This window comes from Nonomuraea sp. NPDC059007 (assembly GCF_042740555.1).
Classification (GTDB): domain Bacteria; phylum Actinomycetota; class Actinomycetes; order Streptosporangiales; family Streptosporangiaceae; genus Nonomuraea.
Genome location: NZ_JBHYJD010000002.1, coordinates 381,911 through 400,847, shown reverse-complemented (window position 1 = coordinate 400,847; position 18,937 = coordinate 381,911). Strand labels below are relative to the sequence as shown.

Here is an 18,937-nt window from a genome sequence, read left to right as displayed (position 1 = left end):
CGTTACGACATGCCGGGCCGCCTGGATATTCCGTACAGGCGCAGCGCGGCCGGGGCGGTGGCGGGCACCGCGGGAGCGCGCGGCGCGACGGGCTCCAGCCGCGTGTACGGCGCGCCCAAAGGCGGCCTGGCGTCCGGCTCACCGGCGTTCGGCCAGAGCGCGATCGCCCGCTCGGCCTGGGCGGTGATGGTCAGCGACGGGTTGACGCCCGGGTTGGCGGAGATGGCGGAGCCGTCGATCACGTGCAGCCCCTCGTGGCCGTACAGGCGGTGGTAGGCGTCGATCACACCGTGCTCGGCCGAGGTGCCGATCGCGCAGCCGCCCAGGAAGTGCGCGGTGGCCGGGATGTCGAACAGGTCCAGCCAGGAGCCGCCGGGCAGGCCGCCGATCTCCTCGGCCGCGTGGCGTACCGCGTCGTGGCCCGCGGGGATCCACGTGGGGTTCGGCTCGCCGTGTCCCGGCGCGGCGCGCAGCCCCCAGCGGGTGCGGGTCACCGAGATCGAGTTGTCCTTGGCCTGCATGACCAGGGCGATGAGGCTCCGCTCCGACCAGCGCCGCAGGTTGAGCAGGCGCAGCGCCTTGAGCGGCTGCGCGGCCAGCTCACGGCCGAAGACCCGCCACCGGTTCTGGCCGCCGTCCACGAGCAGCGTGCGCAGCAGCGCCATGGCGTTGGAACCGTTGCCGTAGCGCACCGGCTCGATGTGCGTCTCGGCGTCGGGGTGGATCGAGGAGGTGATGGCCACGCCGCCGTTGAGCTTCTCGCCGTGCGCGGCCAGGCGTTCGAAGCCGAGCAGCGCCTCGGAGTTCGTCCTGGTCAGCACACCGAGCCGGGCGGAGATCCGGGGCAGCGCGCCGTTGTCGCGCAGCTTGTGAAGCAACCGCTGGGTGCCATAGGTACCGGCCGCGAAGATCACCTGCCGGGCGGTGAAGGTACGGCGGAGCCGTACGGAACCCGTCTTGCGGACCTCCACCACGTAACCGCCGGAGGGGCGCGGACGGACGGAGGTGACCGTGCACTCCGGGTAGACCCGGGCCCCGGCCTTCTCGGCGAGGTGGAGGTAGTTCTCGGTGAGCATGTTCTTGGCGCCGTGGCGGCAGCCGGTCATGCACTCGCCGCACTCCACGCAGCCGTTGCGCGCGGGGCCGGCGCCGCCGAAATAGGGGTCGACGCCGTCCTCGCCGAAGTAGACGCCGACGGGGGCGAGATGGAAGGTGTCGGCCACGCCCATCCGGGCGGCGACCTTCTTCATGATCTCGTCGGCGCGGGTCGTGGTCGGATTGACGACGACGCCGAGCATCCGCTTGGCCTGGTCGTAGTGGGGCGCGAGCTCGGCCTTCCAGTCGGTGATGCCGGCCCACTGCGCGTCGGCGAAGAAAGGGCCGAGCGGCTCGTAGAGGGTGTTGGCGTAGACCAGCGAACCGCCGCCCACCCCCGCCCCGGCCAGCACCATCACGCGGTTGCCCCGGTCGCCGCCGAGTACGTGGATGCGCTGGATGCCCTTGAGCCCGAGCCACGGCGCCCACAGGAAGTCGCGTACCCGCCAGGAGGTCTTGGGCAGCGTGGCAGCGGTGAAGCGGCGGCCCGCCTCCAGCACGCCGACCGTGTAGCCCTTCTCGGTGAGCCGCAGCGCCGAGACGCTGCCGCCGAAGCCGGAGCCGATGACCAGGACGTCGAAGTCGCTCATTTGAGCCGCAGCCTCCGCATGGTCTTGAGCGCGGTGGCCATGATCTCGGCCCAGGTGTCGTTGCCGAGGCCGAAGGGCGCCTCGAAACCCAGCAGCGTGCTCTGGGAGGCCACGGTCTGCGCCTCGGTGTAGCGCAGCAGGCCCTCGGCGCCGTGCCTGCGGCCGAGGCCGGAGGTCTTCATGCCGCCCATGGGCGCGTCGTAGGAGGCGTACGCGGAGGCGTAGCCCTCGTTGATGTTGACCGTGCCGGCCTTCAGCCGGGCGGCGACCGATCGGCCCCTGGCCAGGTCGCGGGTCCAGACGGACGCGTTGAGCCCGTAGACGGTGTCGTTGGCCAGGGCCACGGCGTGCTCGTCACTCGTGAACGGGTAGAGGGCGACGACGGGGCCGAAGGTCTCGTTGGCGCACAGCTCCATCTTCTCGCTGACGCCGGTGAGGATGGTCGGCTCGTAGAAGAACGGGCCCAGGTCGGGACGGGCCCTGCCGCCGGCCAGGAGGGTCGCGCCCTTGACGATCGCGTCGTCCACGTGCGCGCTGACCGTGTCGAGCTGGCGGCGGGAGGTGAGCGAGCCCATCTGGACCGACCAGTCGAAGCCGGCGCCGAGCTTGAGGTTCTTGGTCTGCTTGGCGAAGCGCCCGGCGAAGTCGTCGAAGCGCGACTCGTGCACGTAGAGGCGTTCGATCGACAGGCAGAGCTGGCCCGCGTTGGTGAAGCAGGCGCGGACCGCGCCGTGCGCGGCCACGTCGAGGTCGGCGTCGTCGAGCACGATCATGGGGTTCTTGCCGCCGAGCTCCAGCGAGCAGCCGATGAGCCGCTTGGCCGCCTCCTCGGCGATCTTGCGGCCACCGCGGGTGGAGCCGGTGAACGCCACGTAGTCGGCGCCGTCGAGCAACGCGTCGCCGATGTCGGCCGGCTCGCCGAGCACGATCTGCCAGATCTCGCGCGGCATGCCGAGCTCGGCCAGCAGGTCGACGGTCCACAGCGTGGACAGCGCGGTCTGGGTGTCGGGCTTGTGGACGAGCGCGTTGCCGGCCAGCAGCGCCGGGACGGCATCGGTCACGCCCAGCGAGAGCGGGTAGTTCCACGGGGTGATCAGGGCGACGACGCCCTTGGGCTGGCGCAGCTCGGTGACCTGGGTGGCCACGGGGAAGATGCCCTTGCGGCTCTTGGGCGCCAGCAGGCGGGCGGCGCGGCGGGCGTAGTGCAGCGCGCAGCCGGCCACGTCGAGGACCTCCTCGAACGCGTGCTTCCTGGCCTTGCCCGTCTCGTTCTGGACGATGTCGAGGATCTCGTCGCGGCGGTTGAGTATCTCGTCGTGCAGGCGCAGGAACGGGCGGGCGCGCTCGGCGACCGGCAGCGCGGCCCACGCCGTCTGCGCCTGCCTCGCCTTCTCGTAGGCGGCGCGTACGTGGTCGCCGTCGGAGATGGGAAGTTCGGCGATCTGCTCGCCGGTGAAAGGGGCGGTGATCTGCCGGGTCACATGCATGACCGAATGATATTCCGGATAGCTACTGGCCGGTAGTTTTGTCGTCCATCCCCATATGAGGCCAGAATTCGAATCATGCCGTCTTTCTCGCCGCTCAGACCAGGGGACCCAGAAGGGTTGGGACCGTACCGGTTGCTGGGCCGGTTGGGCGAGGGCGGGCAGGGTGTCGTCTACCTCGCCAACGACCCGGCCGGCACGCACGTGGCCGTCAAGTGGTTACGCTCCGAGCTGGCCGGCGACTCCGTCAGCATCGAGCGGTTCATGCGCGAGGTGCAGGTCGCCGAGCAGGTCGCCCCCTTCTGCACCGCCACGGTCCTGGCCAAGGGCGTCGAGAACGAGCGGCCCTACATCGTCAGCGAGTTCATCGACGGGCCGTCGCTGCACCGGATCGTCCAGGAGCAGGGACCGCGCGCCGGGTCGGCGCTGCACCGCCTGGCCATCGGCACCGCCACCGCGCTTGCCGCCATCCACCAGGCCGGGATCGTCCACCGCGACTTCAAACCGGCCAACGTCATCATCGGCTCGGACGGGCCGCGGGTGATCGACTTCGGCATCGCCCGCGCGTTGAACGCCACCTCGACCCTGACCAGCATGGCGGTGGGGACGCCGTCGTACATGCCGCCCGAGCAGTTCATGGGGCAGCCCGTCGGGCCTTCCGCCGACCTGTTCGCGTGGGGCGCGACGATGGTCTACGCCGCCACGGGCCGGCCGCCGTTCGGCAACGACACGATGCCTGCGGTCATCAACCGGGTGCTCAACCAGCCGCCCGACCTCGGGGCGCTGGACGGGGCGCTGCGTGAGGTGGTGGGCGCCTGCCTGCAGAAAGACCCCGCGCTGCGGCCCACCGCCGAGCAGGTCATGATGCGGCTGCTGCAACATCCGGTGCCGTCGGCCGGGGGCATGCTGGCGCAGGGCGCGGCGGCGGCCACCATCCACCCCCAGCAGCCGCCCTACCCGACGGGTCCAGGAAGCCAGGGTCACGGCAGCCAGGTTTCCGGAAGCCAGGGGCCTTTCGCCACCGGGCCGGGAAGTCCTGGACAGAGCTGGGCGGCGCCGAGCCAGTCGGCGCCGGGCCAGGCCGCCCAGAACTTGGGCGCCCCGGGCATGGGCGGACCGCCGCACTGGGGGGCGGCGCCGACCAACGAGTCCAGGCGGAAGCGGCGGGCGCCGCTGCTCATCGGGATCTCCATCGGCGTGGCGCTCCTGCTTCTGGGGGGCGTGGCGCTGGCCGTACCGTGGAGTCAGGGCGGGACGACCGCGTCCTCGCCGTCACCGACGCCGAGCGCCAAGAAGCGCCCGAGCACCAAGAGCACGCCCCCCGCCGAGATCAAGCGGGCGAAGCTGCCCGGCGCCAGCCTCTACCTGTACGAGAGCACCACCGACCCGATCACGCTGACCTCCTACGAGATCTACGACAAGGGCGCCAAGAACTGGGTCGACTACGCCAGGGACGGCCTCGACGGCAGATTCCAGAAGTACGGCGACAACGAGGAGACCCTGCTGTCGCCCGACGGCACGATGATGGCCAGCCGGGGCCAGAACTACACCTCCGACGGCTACGACTACATCGTGATCACCGACCGGGCCGGCGGTGGCAGGACCACGGTCAAGACCGTGCGCCGCCCCGAGATCAGCAGCATCGCGAGCTGGTCGAAGGACAGCAAGCGGATCCTGCTCAACCTCGAGAAGAAGATCGGCGGCGACTGGATCTACCTCGGCTTCGCGATCGTCGACGTGGCGAGCGGCAAGGCCCGCATGAGCAAGGTCAGCGACACGCAGGTCCGCGAGTCCGGCTACGGATGGGACGCCCAGGAGAAGGGCGTGATCGCCGTCTACGGCAAGGACGCCGGGCTGCGCCTCTTCGGCCCTTCGGGCAAGGCCGTGCGCGACTTCGCCGGGGTGGGCGAGCTGCCCTCGGGCACGCAGGACGTCTTCTCCCCCGACGGCGGCACGTTCGTCACCAACTGCCCGGGCGGCGACGACGGTGACCACTGCCTGTGGAACGCGGACACCGGCAAGCAGGTACGCAGGTTCACCTCCGCCTGCGACAAGGTGCTCGGCTGGTACGACAACACGAACCTGTTCTGCTGGGAGCAGGACGACGCGCCGCGCGACGAGATCCAGGTGGTCGGCTTCGACGGCAAACTCAGCCGCAAGCTGCTGGACGTCTCCGACGACGTGGAGTTCAGCCCGAGTTTCACCATCAATCCGACACGAGGCTCCTGAACCGCTTCGCCCGGTCATCCGTCATGGAGGACATGAAGACGCTGATCCGCACGGCACTGACCGTCGCCGCCCTGGCGACGGCCACCGCCGCCTGCACCTCCACCGCCCAGACGCCGGAGCCGGCGCCGCTGGATCTGAGCAAGGACGTGCGCCTGGTCGCCTACTCCAGCTGCGACGACATGCTCGCCGGGCTGCGCCAGAAGGCGGCGGAGAACGTCGGCCCGTGGGGGTTCGGCCCGGGGATCCAGCCGTTCGGCGCGCGCGAGATGATGCAGTCGGACACCGCCATGACCGCCAAGGCCACGCCCGAGCACTCCACGACGAACGTGCACGAGGCCGGCGTGGACGAGCCCGACCTGGTCAAGACCGACGGCAACCGCGTCTTCACGGTCACGAACGGCAAGCTGCGCGTGATCGACACCGCGACCAAGAAGGTGACCGCCGAGCTCGAACTGGTCAAGCAGGACCAGCCGGGCGGCTTCATGAGCGGCGACCTGCTCATCTCCGGCGACCGCGTGCTGGTGATCTACCGCGGCGGCATGGCGATGCTGGAAAAGAGCTTCGCCCCCCAGATGCAGACCGCGTACATCCTGGTCGACCTGTCCGGCAAGCCCAAGGTGCTCAGCACCGTACGCCCCCAGGGTGAGCACGTGGACGCCCGCATGGTCGGCTCGACGGTCCGCATCGTGACCCGCAGCCAGCCGGACATCAAGTTCCCGCAGCCGAAGGACCGCATCGGCGAGGAACAGCTCAAGAAGATCAACCAAGAGGTCGTACGGCAGGCCCCCGTCGAAGCCTGGCTGCCCAAGATCGAGATCACCGACGAGAACGGCACGGTCAAGAAGGACTCGGTGGCCTGCGAGCGGGTCAGCCACCCGGCCGACTACACCGGCACCTCGCTGCTGACCGTGCACAGCCTCGACCTGGCCCAGGGCGTGACGGCCGCCGGGACCGACCCGATCAGCCTGGCCGCCGACGGCGACACCGTCTACGGCACCGGCCAGTCGCTGTACGTGGCGAGCAACCCGCGCTGGTGGTGGCCGAGCGGACCGGTGATGCTGGAGGACACCCCGGTCGAGCCGCCACCCACCCCGGCCGCCTCCCCGGACACCGCCTCGACCGCCCAGGCGCCCGCCGAGGAGCCCTCCCCGACCGAGCCCACCCCCACCGCCACTCCCAGCGCCACCCCCAGCGACGCGCCGCCCGTAGACCCCACCGTGTCGGCCCGGCCCACCCCGGTGATCCCGCCCGAGGAGACCGAACTCCACCGCTTCGACGTCGGCCAGGCCGGCGCGCCCAGGTACGTCTCCTCCGGCAAGGTGCCCGGCCGCCTGCTGAACCAGTACTCGCTGTCGGAGTTCGAGGGCAACCTGCGCGTGGCCACCACGCAGTCCGACCAGAAGACCAGCTCCAGCAGCGTCTACGTGCTCAAGGCCGACACCCTGGCCAAGGTCGGCGAGGTCGGCGGCCTGGGCAAGGGCGAGCGCATCTACTCGGTGCGCTTCATCGGCCCGGTCGGCTACGTGGTCACCTTCCGCCAGGTCGACCCGCTCTACACCCTGGACCTGCGCGACCCGGCCGCCCCGCGCGTGACGGGCGAGCTGAAGATCACCGGCTACTCCGCCTACCTGCACCCGGCGGGCGACGGCCGGCTCATCGGCGTCGGCCAGGAGGCCAGCGACAAGGGCCGCACGCTGGGCACCCAGTTGTCGTTGTTCGACGTCAGCGACCCGGCGAGCCCGCGCCGCCTGTCGCAGATGTTCCAGAAGGACTCCGGCTCCGAGGCCGAGTGGGACCCGCACGCCTTCCTGTACTGGCCCAAGACCGGCCTGACGGTGATCCCGCTGTCCGGCTACAAGGACAACACCACCGGCGCCATGGTGATGAAGGTGGACCAGAGCGGCGTCAGCAAGCTCGGCATGGTCAAGCACCCGAAGCAGACGCAGAAGGAGTACTCCTACCAGCCCGGCATCCAGCGGGCGATGGTGATCGGCGACGAGCTCTGGACCGTCTCCTACGAAGGCGTCCAGGTCAACGACGCCGCCACGCTCGCCGAGAAGGCGTGGATCCCGGTGACGTAAACGGATCTGGACAGTCCCCAACTAATGGTGAAAAATCCACTGACACCGTGATGTTGGGGGTGCGGATGCCTTTCGTGGGACGAGAGCGAGAACTCGACCAGGTGTCGGCCGTTCTCGCCCGCCCACCCGCGGTCGTCCTGATCGACGGCGAGGCGGGCGTGGGCAAGACGCGCCTGCTCCACGAACTGTCCAGCCCCCTGCTGGTCGGCAACTGCCACCCCATGCGCTTCCCGTTCGGCCCGATCGTGGAAGCCCTGCGCGACGCCGAACTCCCGCCCGGCCTCAACCCGGTCACCGGGGCGTTACGCCCCCTGTTACCGGAGTTCTCCCACCTCCTGCCGCTCGACCCGCCTCCTGTCCAGGACCCGCAGGTCGAGCGGCATCGTTTGTTCCGGGCTGTGCTGTCGCTGATCGAGGCGCTCCAGCCGATCACGCTGGTCGTCGAGGACGTGCACTGGATCGATCCCGACAGCCGCGAACTGCTGGCCTTCCTCACCCGCTGCCTGCCCGCCGAGGCCAACCTCCTGCTGACCTTCCGCCCGGAGGACGCCACCTTCCCCGTCGCCGCGTTCCGCTCGCACCTGCCGCCGCACATCCGGCACTCCCAGCTGTCCCTCGCGCCGCTGGACGCCGAGGAGACCGCGCTGCTGGCCAAGCATCTGCTGCCCGACCCGCCGGATCTGTGGCCGCTGACGCTCGGGGTGCCGTTCGCGATCGAGGAACTGGCCCGCATGCTGGCCGAAGGCCGGAGCTCCGGGACACCGCCGGCGTTGCGCGACGCCGTACTGCTGAAGATCGAGGCGCTGCCGGTCGCGGCGCGGCGCATCGTGCAGGCGGCCGCGGTGCTCGACGAGCCGGCGAGCGAGCGGTCGCTCGCCGCCATCGCCGGCCTCCCGCCCGAGCAGAGCGAGCGCGGACTCGCCGAGGCGGTACGGCGCGGCCTGCTCCACCAGCCCGCCCCCGGCCGGTACGGCCTGCGCCAGCCCCTGACCAGACAGGCGGTCTACGACTCGATCACCCCAGGCATCCGGCGCAGGCTGCACCGCAGGGTGGAGGCGCCGGCCGAGGCGAAGGGCGCCGTGTCGCCGCGCGAGGAGCAGGTGATCGGCCTGGCCGCCCAGGGGCTGACCAACCGGGAGATCGCCGAGAGCCTCTTCCTGTCGCCCAGGACCGTCGAGGTGCACGTGGCCAACGCGCTGCGCAAACTCGGCCTGACCTCGCGCAGGCAACTGCCGGGAAGCAGCGGCTAGCCCCGCCGCACGGCGTGCGGCGGGGCTAGGGTCATGCCTTTCTAGTGCGTGAACGCCTGCAGTTCGGCGGCCCTGATCTGGCCGGCCAGCGGGCTGGCGGTGGTGCAGTCGGTGGCGGAGTTGGGGTCCTGGTCCTGCTCACCGGCGTAGACCGGGTTGCCGGTGCACTGGCTGGACACCGTACGCAGGATGAGGTGGGTGGCCTTCGACGACCGCACCCGGAACGACTCGATCAGCAGGTCGGCGCCGCGCGGGCGGGGCCTGGCCGTCTGGAACGCGTCGGACGGGCTGGTGTAGACCTTGCGGAAGCTCGCCGGGTTGGCGCAGTCGGCCCCGGTGGAGGCGTCGCACGCCAGGATCTCGAACGAGCGCAGCGCCGAGAAGCGGTTCTGCGTGCCCGGGTCGGCCGGGTCGCCGATGTTCGGCCGGAGCATGGCGCTGACCTGGACCCGGCCCACGCGCACCGGCTCGGTCCCGGCCAGGTCGACGATGACGTTCTTGCCGGCCACGGGGCCGGTCAGCGAGGCCCAGTTCGTGGCCTCCGTCTCGTCGATGAGCTTGGCCTGGTTGACGCCGTCGCCGGAAGCCGTCGCGCCCGCCGCGGCGGAGGCGTGGTTACGGCTGAGCGGCAACGGCAGCGGCAGCTTCAGACCGGGCAGTACCGGCAGCGAGAAGCGCTTGTGGCCGAAGCCCGGCGCGACCGCCACGAAGTCGTACTTGCCGGGCACGATCTGGAAGGTCTCATCGATCGCGGTGGCCGGGTCGGTGTCGGCCACCGGAACCACGCGGCCCTCGTAGTCGCCCACGTACAGGCGGACCGCCGCGTCCTTCGCCTCGCCGACCGGCTTCAGTGTGAACGTGGCGTTCTTGGCGTGCGGGGAGACGAAGCTGGGCACCGGGTCGGGGTCGGCGGTGCCGTTGCTGGTGGCGCCGTCACCGAGGCCGTGCTCGGCGAAGGCGTTCCACATGATGTCCTGGTTCTTGCCGTCGAAGCGCAGCCGGTCGGCGGCCAGCATCGCGTCGCGCATGTCGACGTAGCTGAGCGTGCCGACGGCCGTGAGCAGGAACGCGTCGAAGTGGAGCTGGATCCAGCGGCGGTTGCCCGGGCACTTGTCGATGGCCCTGCGGCCTTCGGCGCAGTCGCGCTGGACGCGGGTGGAGGCGTCGCCGTACCTCTTGAGGAAGGCCTTGCGGACGTCGAACTGGGTCGAGGACCAGATCTCGCCGTCGGCGTGAACCTGCTGGCCGACCAGGTCGTAGGCGATGTTGCTGTAGTTCAGGTCCGACTTGGACATGTCGTAGTTGCGGATGCCGCGCTCGGCGTCGCCGGTGGCGTAACCGCCGGTGACGTACGGGGTGTTGCCGCGCGGGCGGAAGCCGTTCTCGTAGAGGTACTCCATCGCGAACAGGTCGGACATGCTCTCGCCCATCGCACCCGCCTGCGCGCCGCTGAGGCCGGCGTTGGGGCCGGCGACCATGCGGTTGGAGATGGCGTGCGTGTACTCGTGCCCGATGACCGACATGTCGTAGTCACCGTCGACACACGGCGAGTAGAAGGAGCCGGCGATCGGCTGCCACATGTACATGTTCGTGATCGGCGCGACCCCGTCGGGACCGGTGATCTGGTTGGCGTTGTCGCGCACGCTCAGGACCTTCGCGCCCGCCTGGGCGTTGCCCTGCTCGGGGTCGCCGCCGAGGCCGCCGCGGTCGCCGTTGCTGACCTGCATGTTCCACGCGGTCTCGGTGAAGCCGAGCCGGTAGGACCAGTCGTGCATGCGGTTGTGCATCACGCTCAGGTTCGAGATCGCCGCCTCGAGGTCGGCCTCGCCCGGCTGGTCGAGCACGGCCGGGTTGCACGACGCCTTGTACCAGGCGTTCGTCCACGGGTAGACGTACTTGCGGCTCGGCGTCAGGACGTTGCTGCGGGTGCCGACCGTGAACGGGTCGCCGCTGGCGCGGTTCTCGAACGTGCGGGCCGCGTTGCCGAGGCTGGTGTTCGTGGGCGTGTCCGTCGCGTGGTCCACGTCCCACGCCTTGCCGGTGGCCGGGTCGCCGCCGACCACGAGGGCGCAGCCGGGACCGGGGGTGGCGCACCAGCGCTGGCGGTTGTCGGTCGAGGAGTAGTCGGACGGCGGGTTGGCCGGGAACACCGACCACTCCGGGTCGAACTGGTCGGCCAGGTTCTCGCGCAGCAGGATCGTGCCGCTGACGGCGTCGACGTGGGTCGTGTACCCGACGTCCTTGCCGATGAGCACGACCTGGAACGCCCTGTGCACGTTCTCGCCCGCGGGCACCGCCACCGCGGTGACCTGCTTGGTCGTCGCCGAGGCCAGGTCGATCTCGGCGTCCTGGGCCGCGATCTCCAGCGCCCGCTGCTCGGTGATCGCGGCCGCGGGAGGCACGGCCGTGGAGCGTGACAGCGAGGAGGAGGCGTAGACGGCCTTGCCGCCCTGGACGCCGACCACGACCATCCCGTCCGCTCCGGCGGGCAGGTCGCCGAACTTCTGCCGCAGCATGACGGCGAAGCCGGAGCCGATGGGGTTGATCGCCACCTTCTCCAGCGAGCCGAGAGCCTCGCCGAAGAGCTGCGGGTTGGCCGCCAGATAGGCGCGGGCCGCCTGCTCCGGATCGGACGAGAGCCCCTCGGCCAGCGGCGTGTCGGCCGTGACCACGGAGGCGGTGCCAAGAGCGTTCCAGCGGACGGTCTCCTTGCCGCTTCTCCTGGCCTGTGCGGGCGGGCTGACCTCGCCCTTCCTGTTGTCGATGTCCGGCTTGCCGTGGTCGTCGCCGTGTACGGCGGGCGTCGCCGGCGGGGCCTGCTGGGCCTGTTCACCGGAGGCGACGCCCGCGCCGGATAAGGCAAGGGCGCCGGCGAGTAAGGCGAGTACCGGGATGCGTCGTCGCATGAAGGTCCTCCTGATCGGGATCAACAGCCAACATCGATCACGATCAGGGGCGACGCCTATACGTAGGACCTACGTAATGCGAATACTTACTCACCCACCACGCCGTCGGCCAGCTCCCGAACGACGTCCAGATGCCCCGCGTGCCGCGCGTACTCCTGCAGCACGTGGAAAAGAATCCAGCTCAGCGCCGGAGGCGGCACGCCCTCCCGGAACCGGGGTCCGGGCGGCGCCTGCCGTACCAGGTCGGCGGACGATACGGCGCGCCGGGTGTGCTCGCCCTGTTCGAGGAGGAAGGCGCGCAGGCTCTCCAGGGTGTCCTCCGGCGCCAGCGCCCAGCGGCCGTCCTCGTGGTCGCCCCACGGGTCCTCGACCGGCTCGCCGCAGAAGCCCCACCGGATCCAGCGCCGCTCCATGTACGCCAGATGCTTGACCATCTCCAGCGGCGACCACCCAGAAGGCAGGCGGCTGCCGCGCAGCTCCTCCTGGGGCAGGCCGTCGAGCTTGCGCAGCACCACCTCGCGGTACCAGTCGAGGTAGGCCAGGAAGAGCTCGCGCGGGTCGGACAGCCGCTGGGACGGTTCGCTCATGACCGCTCCGGGACCGGGACGATCTCCGGCGCGCCCAGCCGGATGGCGTCGGCCGCCTGGTCGGAGTCCTGCTCCTGCGACAGCCGCTCGGCCTCGACCCGCTTGGTGTAGTACTCCACCTCGCGCTTGACCTGCTCGTCGTCCCAGCCGAGCGGCCCGGCGAGCAGCTCGGCCGCCTCGTGCGCGACGGCCAGGCCGCGGTGGAAGGTCTCGATCGAGATGTGGGTACGCCTGGTCAGCACGTCGTTGAGATGCCTGGCGCCCTCGTGGGTGGCGGCGTAGACGATCTCGGCGCGCAGGTAGTCGTCGGCGCCGTTGAGCGGGCCGCCCAGCGACGGGTCGGCTTCGATCAGGGCCAGGACCTCGTGGATGAGCGAGCCGTACCGCTGGAGCAGGTGCTCGATCCTGGCCACGTGCAGGCCGGACTCGGCGGCCAGGCGCTGGCGGCCGTTCCAGAGCGCCTGGTAGCCCTCGGCGCCCACGAGCGGGATGCGGTCGGTGCACGAGCGCGGCACCCGCTGGTCGAGGCCGTGCGCCACGGCGTCGACGGCGTCCTTGGCCATCACCCGGTAGGTCGTGTACTTGCCCCCGGCGATCATCACCAGTCCCGGCACCGGGTGGGCGACGACGTGCTCGCGCGACAGTTTGGAGGTCTCCTCCGACTCGCCCGACAGCAGCGGGCGCAGCCCCGCGTAGACGCCCTCCACGTCGTCGCGCGTCAGCGGCACCGACAGCACCGCGTTGACGTGGTCGAGCAGGTAGTCGATGTCCACGCGGGAGGCGGCCGGGTGCGCCTTGTCGAGCGTCCACTCGGTGTCGGTGGTGCCGATGATCCAGTGGCGGCCCCACGGGATGACGAAGAGCACCGACTTCTCCGTGCGCAGGATGATGCCGGTGCGCGAGTGGATGCGATCCCTGGGGACGACCAGGTGGATGCCCTTGGAGGCGCGTACGTGGATCTGGCCGCGTCCGCCGACGAGTTCCTGGATGTCGTCGGTCCAGACGCCGGTGGCGTTGACCACCTGCTGGGCGCGTACGTCCAGCTCGGCCCCGCTCTCCAGGTCGCGTACCCGGACCCCGGTGACGCGCTCGCCCTCCCGCAGGAAGCCGACCACCTGGGCGCGCTGGGCCACGTGCGCGCCGTAGGAGGCGGCCGTGCGCAGCAGCGTCATCACGTAGCGCGCGTCGTCGACCTGCGCGTCCCAGTACTGCACGGCGCCGGTGAACGAGGACTTCTTCAGCGCCGGCGCCAGGCGCAGCGCGCGGCTGCGCGACAGGTGCCGGTGGCCCGGTACGCCCCTGTTCTGGCCGGAGGCGAGGCCGAGCGTGTCGTACAGGGCCACGCCGGCGCCCACGTAGGGCCGTTCCCACCCGAAGTGCGTCATCGGGAACAGGAACGGCACCGGCCGTACCAGGTGCGGCGCGATCCGCTGCAGCAGCAGCGCCCGCTCTTGCAGTGCCTCGCGGACCAGTTCGAAGTTGAGCTGCTCCAGGTAGCGCAGGCCGCCGTGGATCAGCTTCGACGAGCGCGAGGAGGTGCCGGAGGCGAAGTCCCTGGCCTCCACCACGCCGACCCGCAGCCCGCGTGTGATCGCGTCGAGCGCCACGCCGGCGCCCACGACCCCGCCGCCGACCACGACGAGATCGAGCTCGCGCTCCCCCATGGCCGCAAGCGCCGCCGTCCGGTCATCCGGCCCGAGTGCGCCCTTACCCGACATCTGTCCCCCTGCCGCTCGTCCTCGCCGTCGGCTGTCCCTCCCCGACCCTATTCCCCCTTTTCGACATTCCCTCCTTCTCCGTGCTGTACGGCGCCGCCTCGTTCGTGACCTGGTTCCTCCAGGCTTGTCGGCCATGACCACCACCACCTTCACCGCCGACGACGGAACCACCCTGGCCCGCCACGAGCTCGGCCGCGGCGAGCCGCTGGTCTGCCTGCCGGGCGGGCCCATGTCCGCCTCCGGCTATCTCGGCGACCTGGGCGGACTGTCGGAGGAGCGGCGCCTGGTCATGCTCGATCTGCGCGGCACCGGCGGCTCCGCCGTACCGGAGGACACCTCCACCTACCGTTGTGACCGGCTCGTCCCCGACGTGGAGGCCCTGCGCCGCGACCTCGGCCTGGAGCGGCTCGACCTGCTCGCGCACTCCGCCGGCGCCAACCTCGCGGTCCTCTACACCGCCAGCCACCCCGAGCGCGTCCGGTCGCTGACGCTGGTCACGCCCAGCGTGTACGCGGTCGGATTGATGCCGTCGGGGGCGCGGCGGCGCGAGTTCGCCATGCTCAGGAGGGACGAGCCCTGGTTCGCCGGCGCCTATGCCGCGCTGGTGAACATCACCGAAGGCCGCGGCGGGCCCGGCGACTGGCCGGCCATCGCGCCGTTCTCCTGGGGACGCTGGGACGAGGCCGCCCGTGCCCGCGTCGCCGCCGAGGACGCGCTGCGCAACGACGAGGCCGCGCGCGTCTACGGCCAGGACGCCTTCGACCCGCCGTCCACGCGGGCCGCCCTGGGCGACTTCGAGGGGCCGGTGCGCCTATTGGCCGGTGAGTACGACATGGGAGCCATGCCCGAGGTCGTGCGGGAGCTGGCCAGGTTGTTCCCGCGCGGGGTCATGGCCGTCCAGCCAGGCGCCGGGCATTTCCCCTGGCTGGACGACCCTCAGGAGTTCCTCCGGTTCATGCGGGAGTCGTGAGCACCCTCAGCAGGTGCGTCACCTCGCGGGCCACCGCCTCGCGGCCGGCCTTGAGGTACTTGCGGGAGTCGACCACCTTCTCGTCGCCGGCCAGGTAGTCGCGGACCGCGCCGGTGAACGCCTTGTTGAGGTGCGTGGCTATGTTGATCTTCTTCATGCCCTGCCGTACCGCCGCGCTCAGGGTCTCGTCGGGCACGCCCGACGAGCCGTGCAGCACCAGCGGGACCGGCACCGCCGCGCGCAGCTCGGCGATCAGGCCCAGGTCGAGGACGGCGTCCTTCGTGGTCATGGCGTGCGAGCTGCCGACCGCGACGGCCAGGGCGTCCACGCCGGTACGGGCCACGTAGTCGACCGCCTCGTGCGGCTTGGTGCGCGCGCCGGGCGCGTGCACGCCGTCCTTGCCACCGACCTCGCCGAGCTCGGCCTCCACCCAGACACCCCGCTCATGGCAGTACGCCGCCACCTCGGCCGTGACCCGCACGTTCTCCTCGTCGGGCAGCGCCGAGGCGTCGAACATCACCGACCCGATCCCCAGCTCCACCGCCTCCTCCACCAGGTCACGCCGCGTGGCATGGTCCAGGTGAACGGCCACCGGCACCTTGGCCAGCTCGGCCACGGCCAGCGAGGCGCGGGCGATGGGCGCGAGGGCGCCGTGGTAGCGGACGCAGTTCTCGCTGATCTGCAGGACCACCGGCAGGCCCAGGGCCTCGGCGCCGGCCACGATGGCGGTGGCGTGCTCCAGCTGGATCACGTTGAACGCGCCGACGCCGGCGGGGGAGCTGGCAATGATGTCGCCGATTCCGGCGAGGGGCATGACGGGCTCCTTCAGATCGGGATGTCCCGGCAGGAACCGGGGCCGTTTGCTGGGGCGGGTGTGGGTTAGGAAATGTCGATTTTTGGGTGGATGTCGGTGTAGACGTTGTGGTCGAAGTCGCCTGCTACCGGGGCGGCGACCGCGGCGGCGCCGAGGGCAGCGGCTCGGCGCAGTCGTTCCGGCCAGGCGGCCGCCTCGACCAAACCCAGTGCCAGCCCGGCCACGAGCGCGTCGCCCGCGCCCGTCGGGTTCCCCGCCACCGTGTACGGCATGCGGGCCCGGAAGTCCCCCTCCGGCGTGACGGCCAGCAGCCCGTCCTTGCCCATGGAGACGACCACCGACTCGGCGCCACGGGAGCGCAGGGCCTGGGCGCCTTCGGCCGGGGTGCCGCCGGGTACCGCCCTGGCCAGCTCCTCGTGGTTGGGCTTGACGATCGTGGGCCGTCCGGTGGGGGCGTGGCGCAGCGGCTCACCGTCGGCGTCGACGATGGCGGGCACGCCGTGGCGGGCGGCGATCAGGGCCAGCGTGGCATAGAAGTCGGCAGGCACACCTCGGGGCAGACTCCCCGAGATCACGACCGCATCGGCCGCTTTGACCCGCGCTTCATACGACATCACGAAATTTCGCAGCTCGTCGGGTGTCACCTCGGGCCCCGGCTCGTTGAACAACGCTGTCCGGCCCGCGGCGGGCACCGCCGTACCCGCAAAACCTCCCGCACCCGACAGACCACCCGCACTCGACGGATCTCCCCCGCCCGACGGATCTCCCCCGCCCGACGGATCTTCCGCGGCAGGCGGATCGTCGGGGTGGGCGGAGATGACCAGTGTGGCGCGGGACTCGCCCGCGATCGGCGTGAAGGCGTGCGCGAGCCCGGCGGAGTCCAGGTCGGACAGGACGGCCTGGCCGGTCGGGCCGCCCGCGAGGCCCACCGCCAGCACGTCGTGACCGAGGGCGGCCAGCACGCGGGCCACGTTGACGCCCTTGCCACCCGCCCGCCGGTGAACCGCCGAGACGCGGTTGACGCCGTCCCAGTCCACGGCCCCGACCCGGTAGGTGGTGTCCAGGGCGGCGTTGAGGGTGACAGTGACGATCATCAGGGCTCCGTGATCCAGATTCCGCGCCGCATCACGCCCTCCACCTCAAGGTCGGAGGAGAGCACCACCAGGTCGGCGAACTTGCCCGCGGCGATCGTGCCGAGCCGGTCCGACAGTCCGAGCACGCGTGCCGGGGTCGCCGAGGTCACGCTCACCGCCTCGGGCAACGTGAGCCCGGCCATCCGCACCGCGCGCCGGAAGGCGACGTCCATGGTGAGCGTGCTGCCCGCGATCGTGCCGTCGGTGGCCAGCCTGGCCACGCCACCGGCCACGTTCACGTCCATGTTGCCGAGCTTGTAGACGCCGTCGGACAGGCCGGTGGCCATCATGGCGTCGGTGATGAGCGCGGTACGGCCCGGCCCCGCGACGTCGAACGCCAGCTTGATCATCGCCGGGTGCACGTGCACCCCGTCGTTGATCAGCTCGACGGTCACCCGCTCGTCCTCCAGCAGCGCGGCGATCGGCCCGGGGGCGCGGTGGCCCAGCGCGGGCATCGCGTTGTACAGGTGGGTGGCGACGCTGCCGCCCGCCTCGATCCCGGCCTGCGTCTGCTCGAACGTCGCATCGCTGTGCCCGATGGCGGCGATCACGCCGGAGCCGACGGCCTCGCGGATGGTGTCGAGCGCGCCGGGCAGTTCCGCGGCGATGGTGACCATGCGCACATGCCCGCGCCCGGCCTTCACCAGCCCGGCGAACTCCCCCGGCGACGGATCGCGCAGCGCGGCCGGGTCATGCGCGCCGCAGCGGTCCTTGGAGATGTAGGGACCCTCGAAGTGGATCCCGGCCAGCAGCCCGTCGTCACACAGGTCGGCCAGCGAGGCGGCCGCGGCGGCGAGACCGGTCACAGGCCCGCTGACCAGGCTCGCCACCATCGTGGTGGTGCCGTGCTTCCCGTGCAGGGCGATCGCGTCGCGCGCGGTCTCCTGGTCGCCGGTCGGGAAGGAGCCGCCCGCACCGCCGTGGTTGTGGATGTCCACGAACCCGGGCACGACGTGGCGTCCGCCAAGACTGTGACCGTCACGCGGAGCCGGACCCTGGCCGACGTGCGTGACCCGGCCGTCCTCGATGGTCAGCCACCCGTCGTGAACCCCCTCGGGGCTCACGATGCGGGCGTCGGAGAGAGTGACGGATGCTGTGATGCTCATGAAGAAAGGATCACAGATCGCGTGAGGTGCAGGGGCTCGTCCGGGTTGAGCCCACGGGCGAAGGCGCGCGCGACGGCCACGCGCTGGGCGCGGACGAGTTCGGCCATCGGGTCCAGCTCGGACTCGAAGAACCCGCCCCCGGTGGCCTCGACCTGCTCACGCAGCCCTTCCGGGGCGGCGCCGAGCATCCAGGTGACCCGGCCGGGCCCGGCGATGCTGATCGGGCCGTGGCGGTACTCCATGGCCGGGTACGCCTCGGTCCACGACCGCGACGCCTCGCGCATCTTCAGCGCCGCCTCCTGAGCCAGGCCCACCGACCAGCCGGAGCCGAGGAAGCTGAACTGCTCGGCCTCGACCAGTTGATCGGGCAGCGGCGCGGCGACCGCCTCCGCGACGTCGGCGATCGCCTTCGTGAGGTCCTCGCCGAGGCTCGCGCGGAGCATGGCGAGCTGGGTGGTGGCGAAGCGGGTCTGCACGACGGACTTCTCGTCGGCGTAGTCGAGCACGATCACCTGCTCGGCCGCGCTCATGATCGGGGTGTTCGGGTCGGCGGTGATCGCCGTGGTCCTGGTGTCGCCGAGCTTGCCGAGCAGCTCAAGCACCTCGGTGGTGGTGCCGGAGCGGGTGAGGGCGAGCACGCGGTCGTAGCGGCGTCCCGTGGGCGCCTCGGAGGCGGCGAACGCGTCCGTCTCGCCCAGCCCGGCCCGCTCGCGCAGCGTGGCGTAGGCCATCGCGATGAACCAGGAGGTCCCGCAGCCGACGACGGCGACGCGCTCTCCCGGTCGCGGCAGCGCGTCGACGGGAACGTTCTCGACGGCACGGCGCCAGCAGTCGGGCTGAGATGCGATCTCTGCCTCGGTGTGGGTGGTCACCACTTACCTCCCCAGAGTTGATTGTTTCTGCGTTTTTTATACCAGAATGGAGCAGGAAACTGCACTGTTCGCTCTGACCTCCCTGGTTGTGCCACGCTTGCT

At 71.1% G+C, this 18,937-nt stretch carries 13 protein-coding genes; 4 read left to right on the top strand and 9 right to left on the bottom strand.

All coding sequences use genetic code 11. From position 1 onward, the window contains the following. Positions 1–2: 2 nt before the first annotated feature. Together ACFWY5_RS04735 and ACFWY5_RS04730 are read right to left on the bottom strand one after the other, a co-directional pair. Positions 3–1,685: an FAD-dependent oxidoreductase gene (locus tag ACFWY5_RS04735; RefSeq protein WP_379630529.1), complete on the bottom strand. Its 1,683-nt coding sequence runs from the start codon at positions 1,683–1,685 to the stop codon at positions 3–5. Next, on the bottom strand, positions 1,682–3,172 hold the full coding sequence (locus ACFWY5_RS04730; protein WP_379614391.1) for a succinic semialdehyde dehydrogenase: 1,491 nt from the start codon (positions 3,170–3,172) through the stop codon (positions 1,682–1,684). The genes ACFWY5_RS04735 and ACFWY5_RS04730 overlap by 4 nt, the downstream gene beginning before the upstream one ends. Before the next feature lie 132 nt (positions 3,173–3,304). Between ACFWY5_RS04730 and ACFWY5_RS04725 the strand changes: the two genes are divergently transcribed. From ACFWY5_RS04725 to ACFWY5_RS04715, 3 genes are all read left to right on the top strand, one after another. Next, positions 3,305–5,398, top strand: coding sequence for a protein kinase (locus ACFWY5_RS04725; protein ID WP_379630528.1), 2,094 nt, complete (start codon positions 3,305–3,307; stop codon positions 5,396–5,398). Positions 5,399–5,430: 32 nt separating this feature from the next. Next, positions 5,431–7,479, top strand: a complete 2,049-nt coding sequence (locus ACFWY5_RS04720) for a beta-propeller domain-containing protein (protein ID WP_379630527.1) — start codon at positions 5,431–5,433, stop codon at positions 7,477–7,479. Between the two features lie 65 nt (positions 7,480–7,544). Further along, positions 7,545–8,729, top strand: a complete 1,185-nt coding sequence (locus ACFWY5_RS04715; RefSeq protein ID WP_379614397.1) for an AAA family ATPase — start codon at positions 7,545–7,547, stop codon at positions 8,727–8,729. 41 nt (positions 8,730–8,770) lie between these two features. On the opposite strand, the gene ACFWY5_RS04710 is transcribed toward ACFWY5_RS04715, so the two are convergent. The 3 genes from ACFWY5_RS04710 to ACFWY5_RS04700 all read right to left on the bottom strand — a co-directional run bounded on the left by ACFWY5_RS04710 (position 8,771) and on the right by ACFWY5_RS04700 (position 13,940). Beyond that, positions 8,771–11,635, bottom strand: a complete 2,865-nt coding sequence (locus tag ACFWY5_RS04710; protein WP_379630526.1) for a M36 family metallopeptidase — start codon at positions 11,633–11,635, stop codon at positions 8,771–8,773. 86 nt (positions 11,636–11,721) lie between these two features. Beyond that, entirely contained in the window at positions 11,722–12,222 is a 501-nt protein-coding gene (locus ACFWY5_RS04705) for a DinB family protein (RefSeq protein ID WP_379630525.1), read from the bottom strand. Beyond that, complete coding sequence (locus tag ACFWY5_RS04700) at positions 12,219–13,940, bottom strand: glycerol-3-phosphate dehydrogenase/oxidase (protein ID WP_379614403.1); 1,722 nt, start codon at positions 13,938–13,940, stop codon at positions 12,219–12,221. The genes ACFWY5_RS04705 and ACFWY5_RS04700 overlap by 4 nt, the downstream gene beginning before the upstream one ends. 133 nt (positions 13,941–14,073) lie before the next feature. Between ACFWY5_RS04700 and ACFWY5_RS04695 the strand changes: the two genes are divergently transcribed. After that, positions 14,074–14,910, top strand: coding sequence for an alpha/beta fold hydrolase (locus ACFWY5_RS04695; RefSeq protein WP_379630524.1), 837 nt, complete (start codon positions 14,074–14,076; stop codon positions 14,908–14,910). Here ACFWY5_RS04695 and ACFWY5_RS04690 read toward each other — a convergent pair. The 4 genes from ACFWY5_RS04690 to ACFWY5_RS04675 all read right to left on the bottom strand — a co-directional run bounded on the left by ACFWY5_RS04690 (position 14,894) and on the right by ACFWY5_RS04675 (position 18,835). Continuing rightward, positions 14,894–15,724, bottom strand: coding sequence for a ketose-bisphosphate aldolase (locus ACFWY5_RS04690; protein ID WP_379614407.1), 831 nt, complete (start codon positions 15,722–15,724; stop codon positions 14,894–14,896). The two genes, ACFWY5_RS04695 and ACFWY5_RS04690, sit on opposite strands and share 17 nt — an antisense overlap. A gap of 65 nt (positions 15,725–15,789) precedes the next feature. Further along, positions 15,790–16,818, bottom strand: coding sequence for a 1-phosphofructokinase family hexose kinase (locus tag ACFWY5_RS04685; protein WP_379630523.1), 1,029 nt, complete (start codon positions 16,816–16,818; stop codon positions 15,790–15,792). After that, complete coding sequence (nagA, locus tag ACFWY5_RS04680) at positions 16,818–17,963, bottom strand: N-acetylglucosamine-6-phosphate deacetylase (RefSeq protein WP_379630522.1); 1,146 nt, start codon at positions 17,961–17,963, stop codon at positions 16,818–16,820. The genes ACFWY5_RS04685 and nagA overlap by 1 nt, the downstream gene beginning before the upstream one ends. Next, positions 17,960–18,835 (bottom strand): SIS domain-containing protein, encoded by an 876-nt coding sequence (locus tag ACFWY5_RS04675; protein WP_379614413.1) that lies wholly within the window; start codon positions 18,833–18,835, stop codon positions 17,960–17,962. Before ACFWY5_RS04675 ends, nagA begins: the two co-directional genes overlap by 4 nt. Positions 18,836–18,937: the final 102 nt, after the last annotated feature.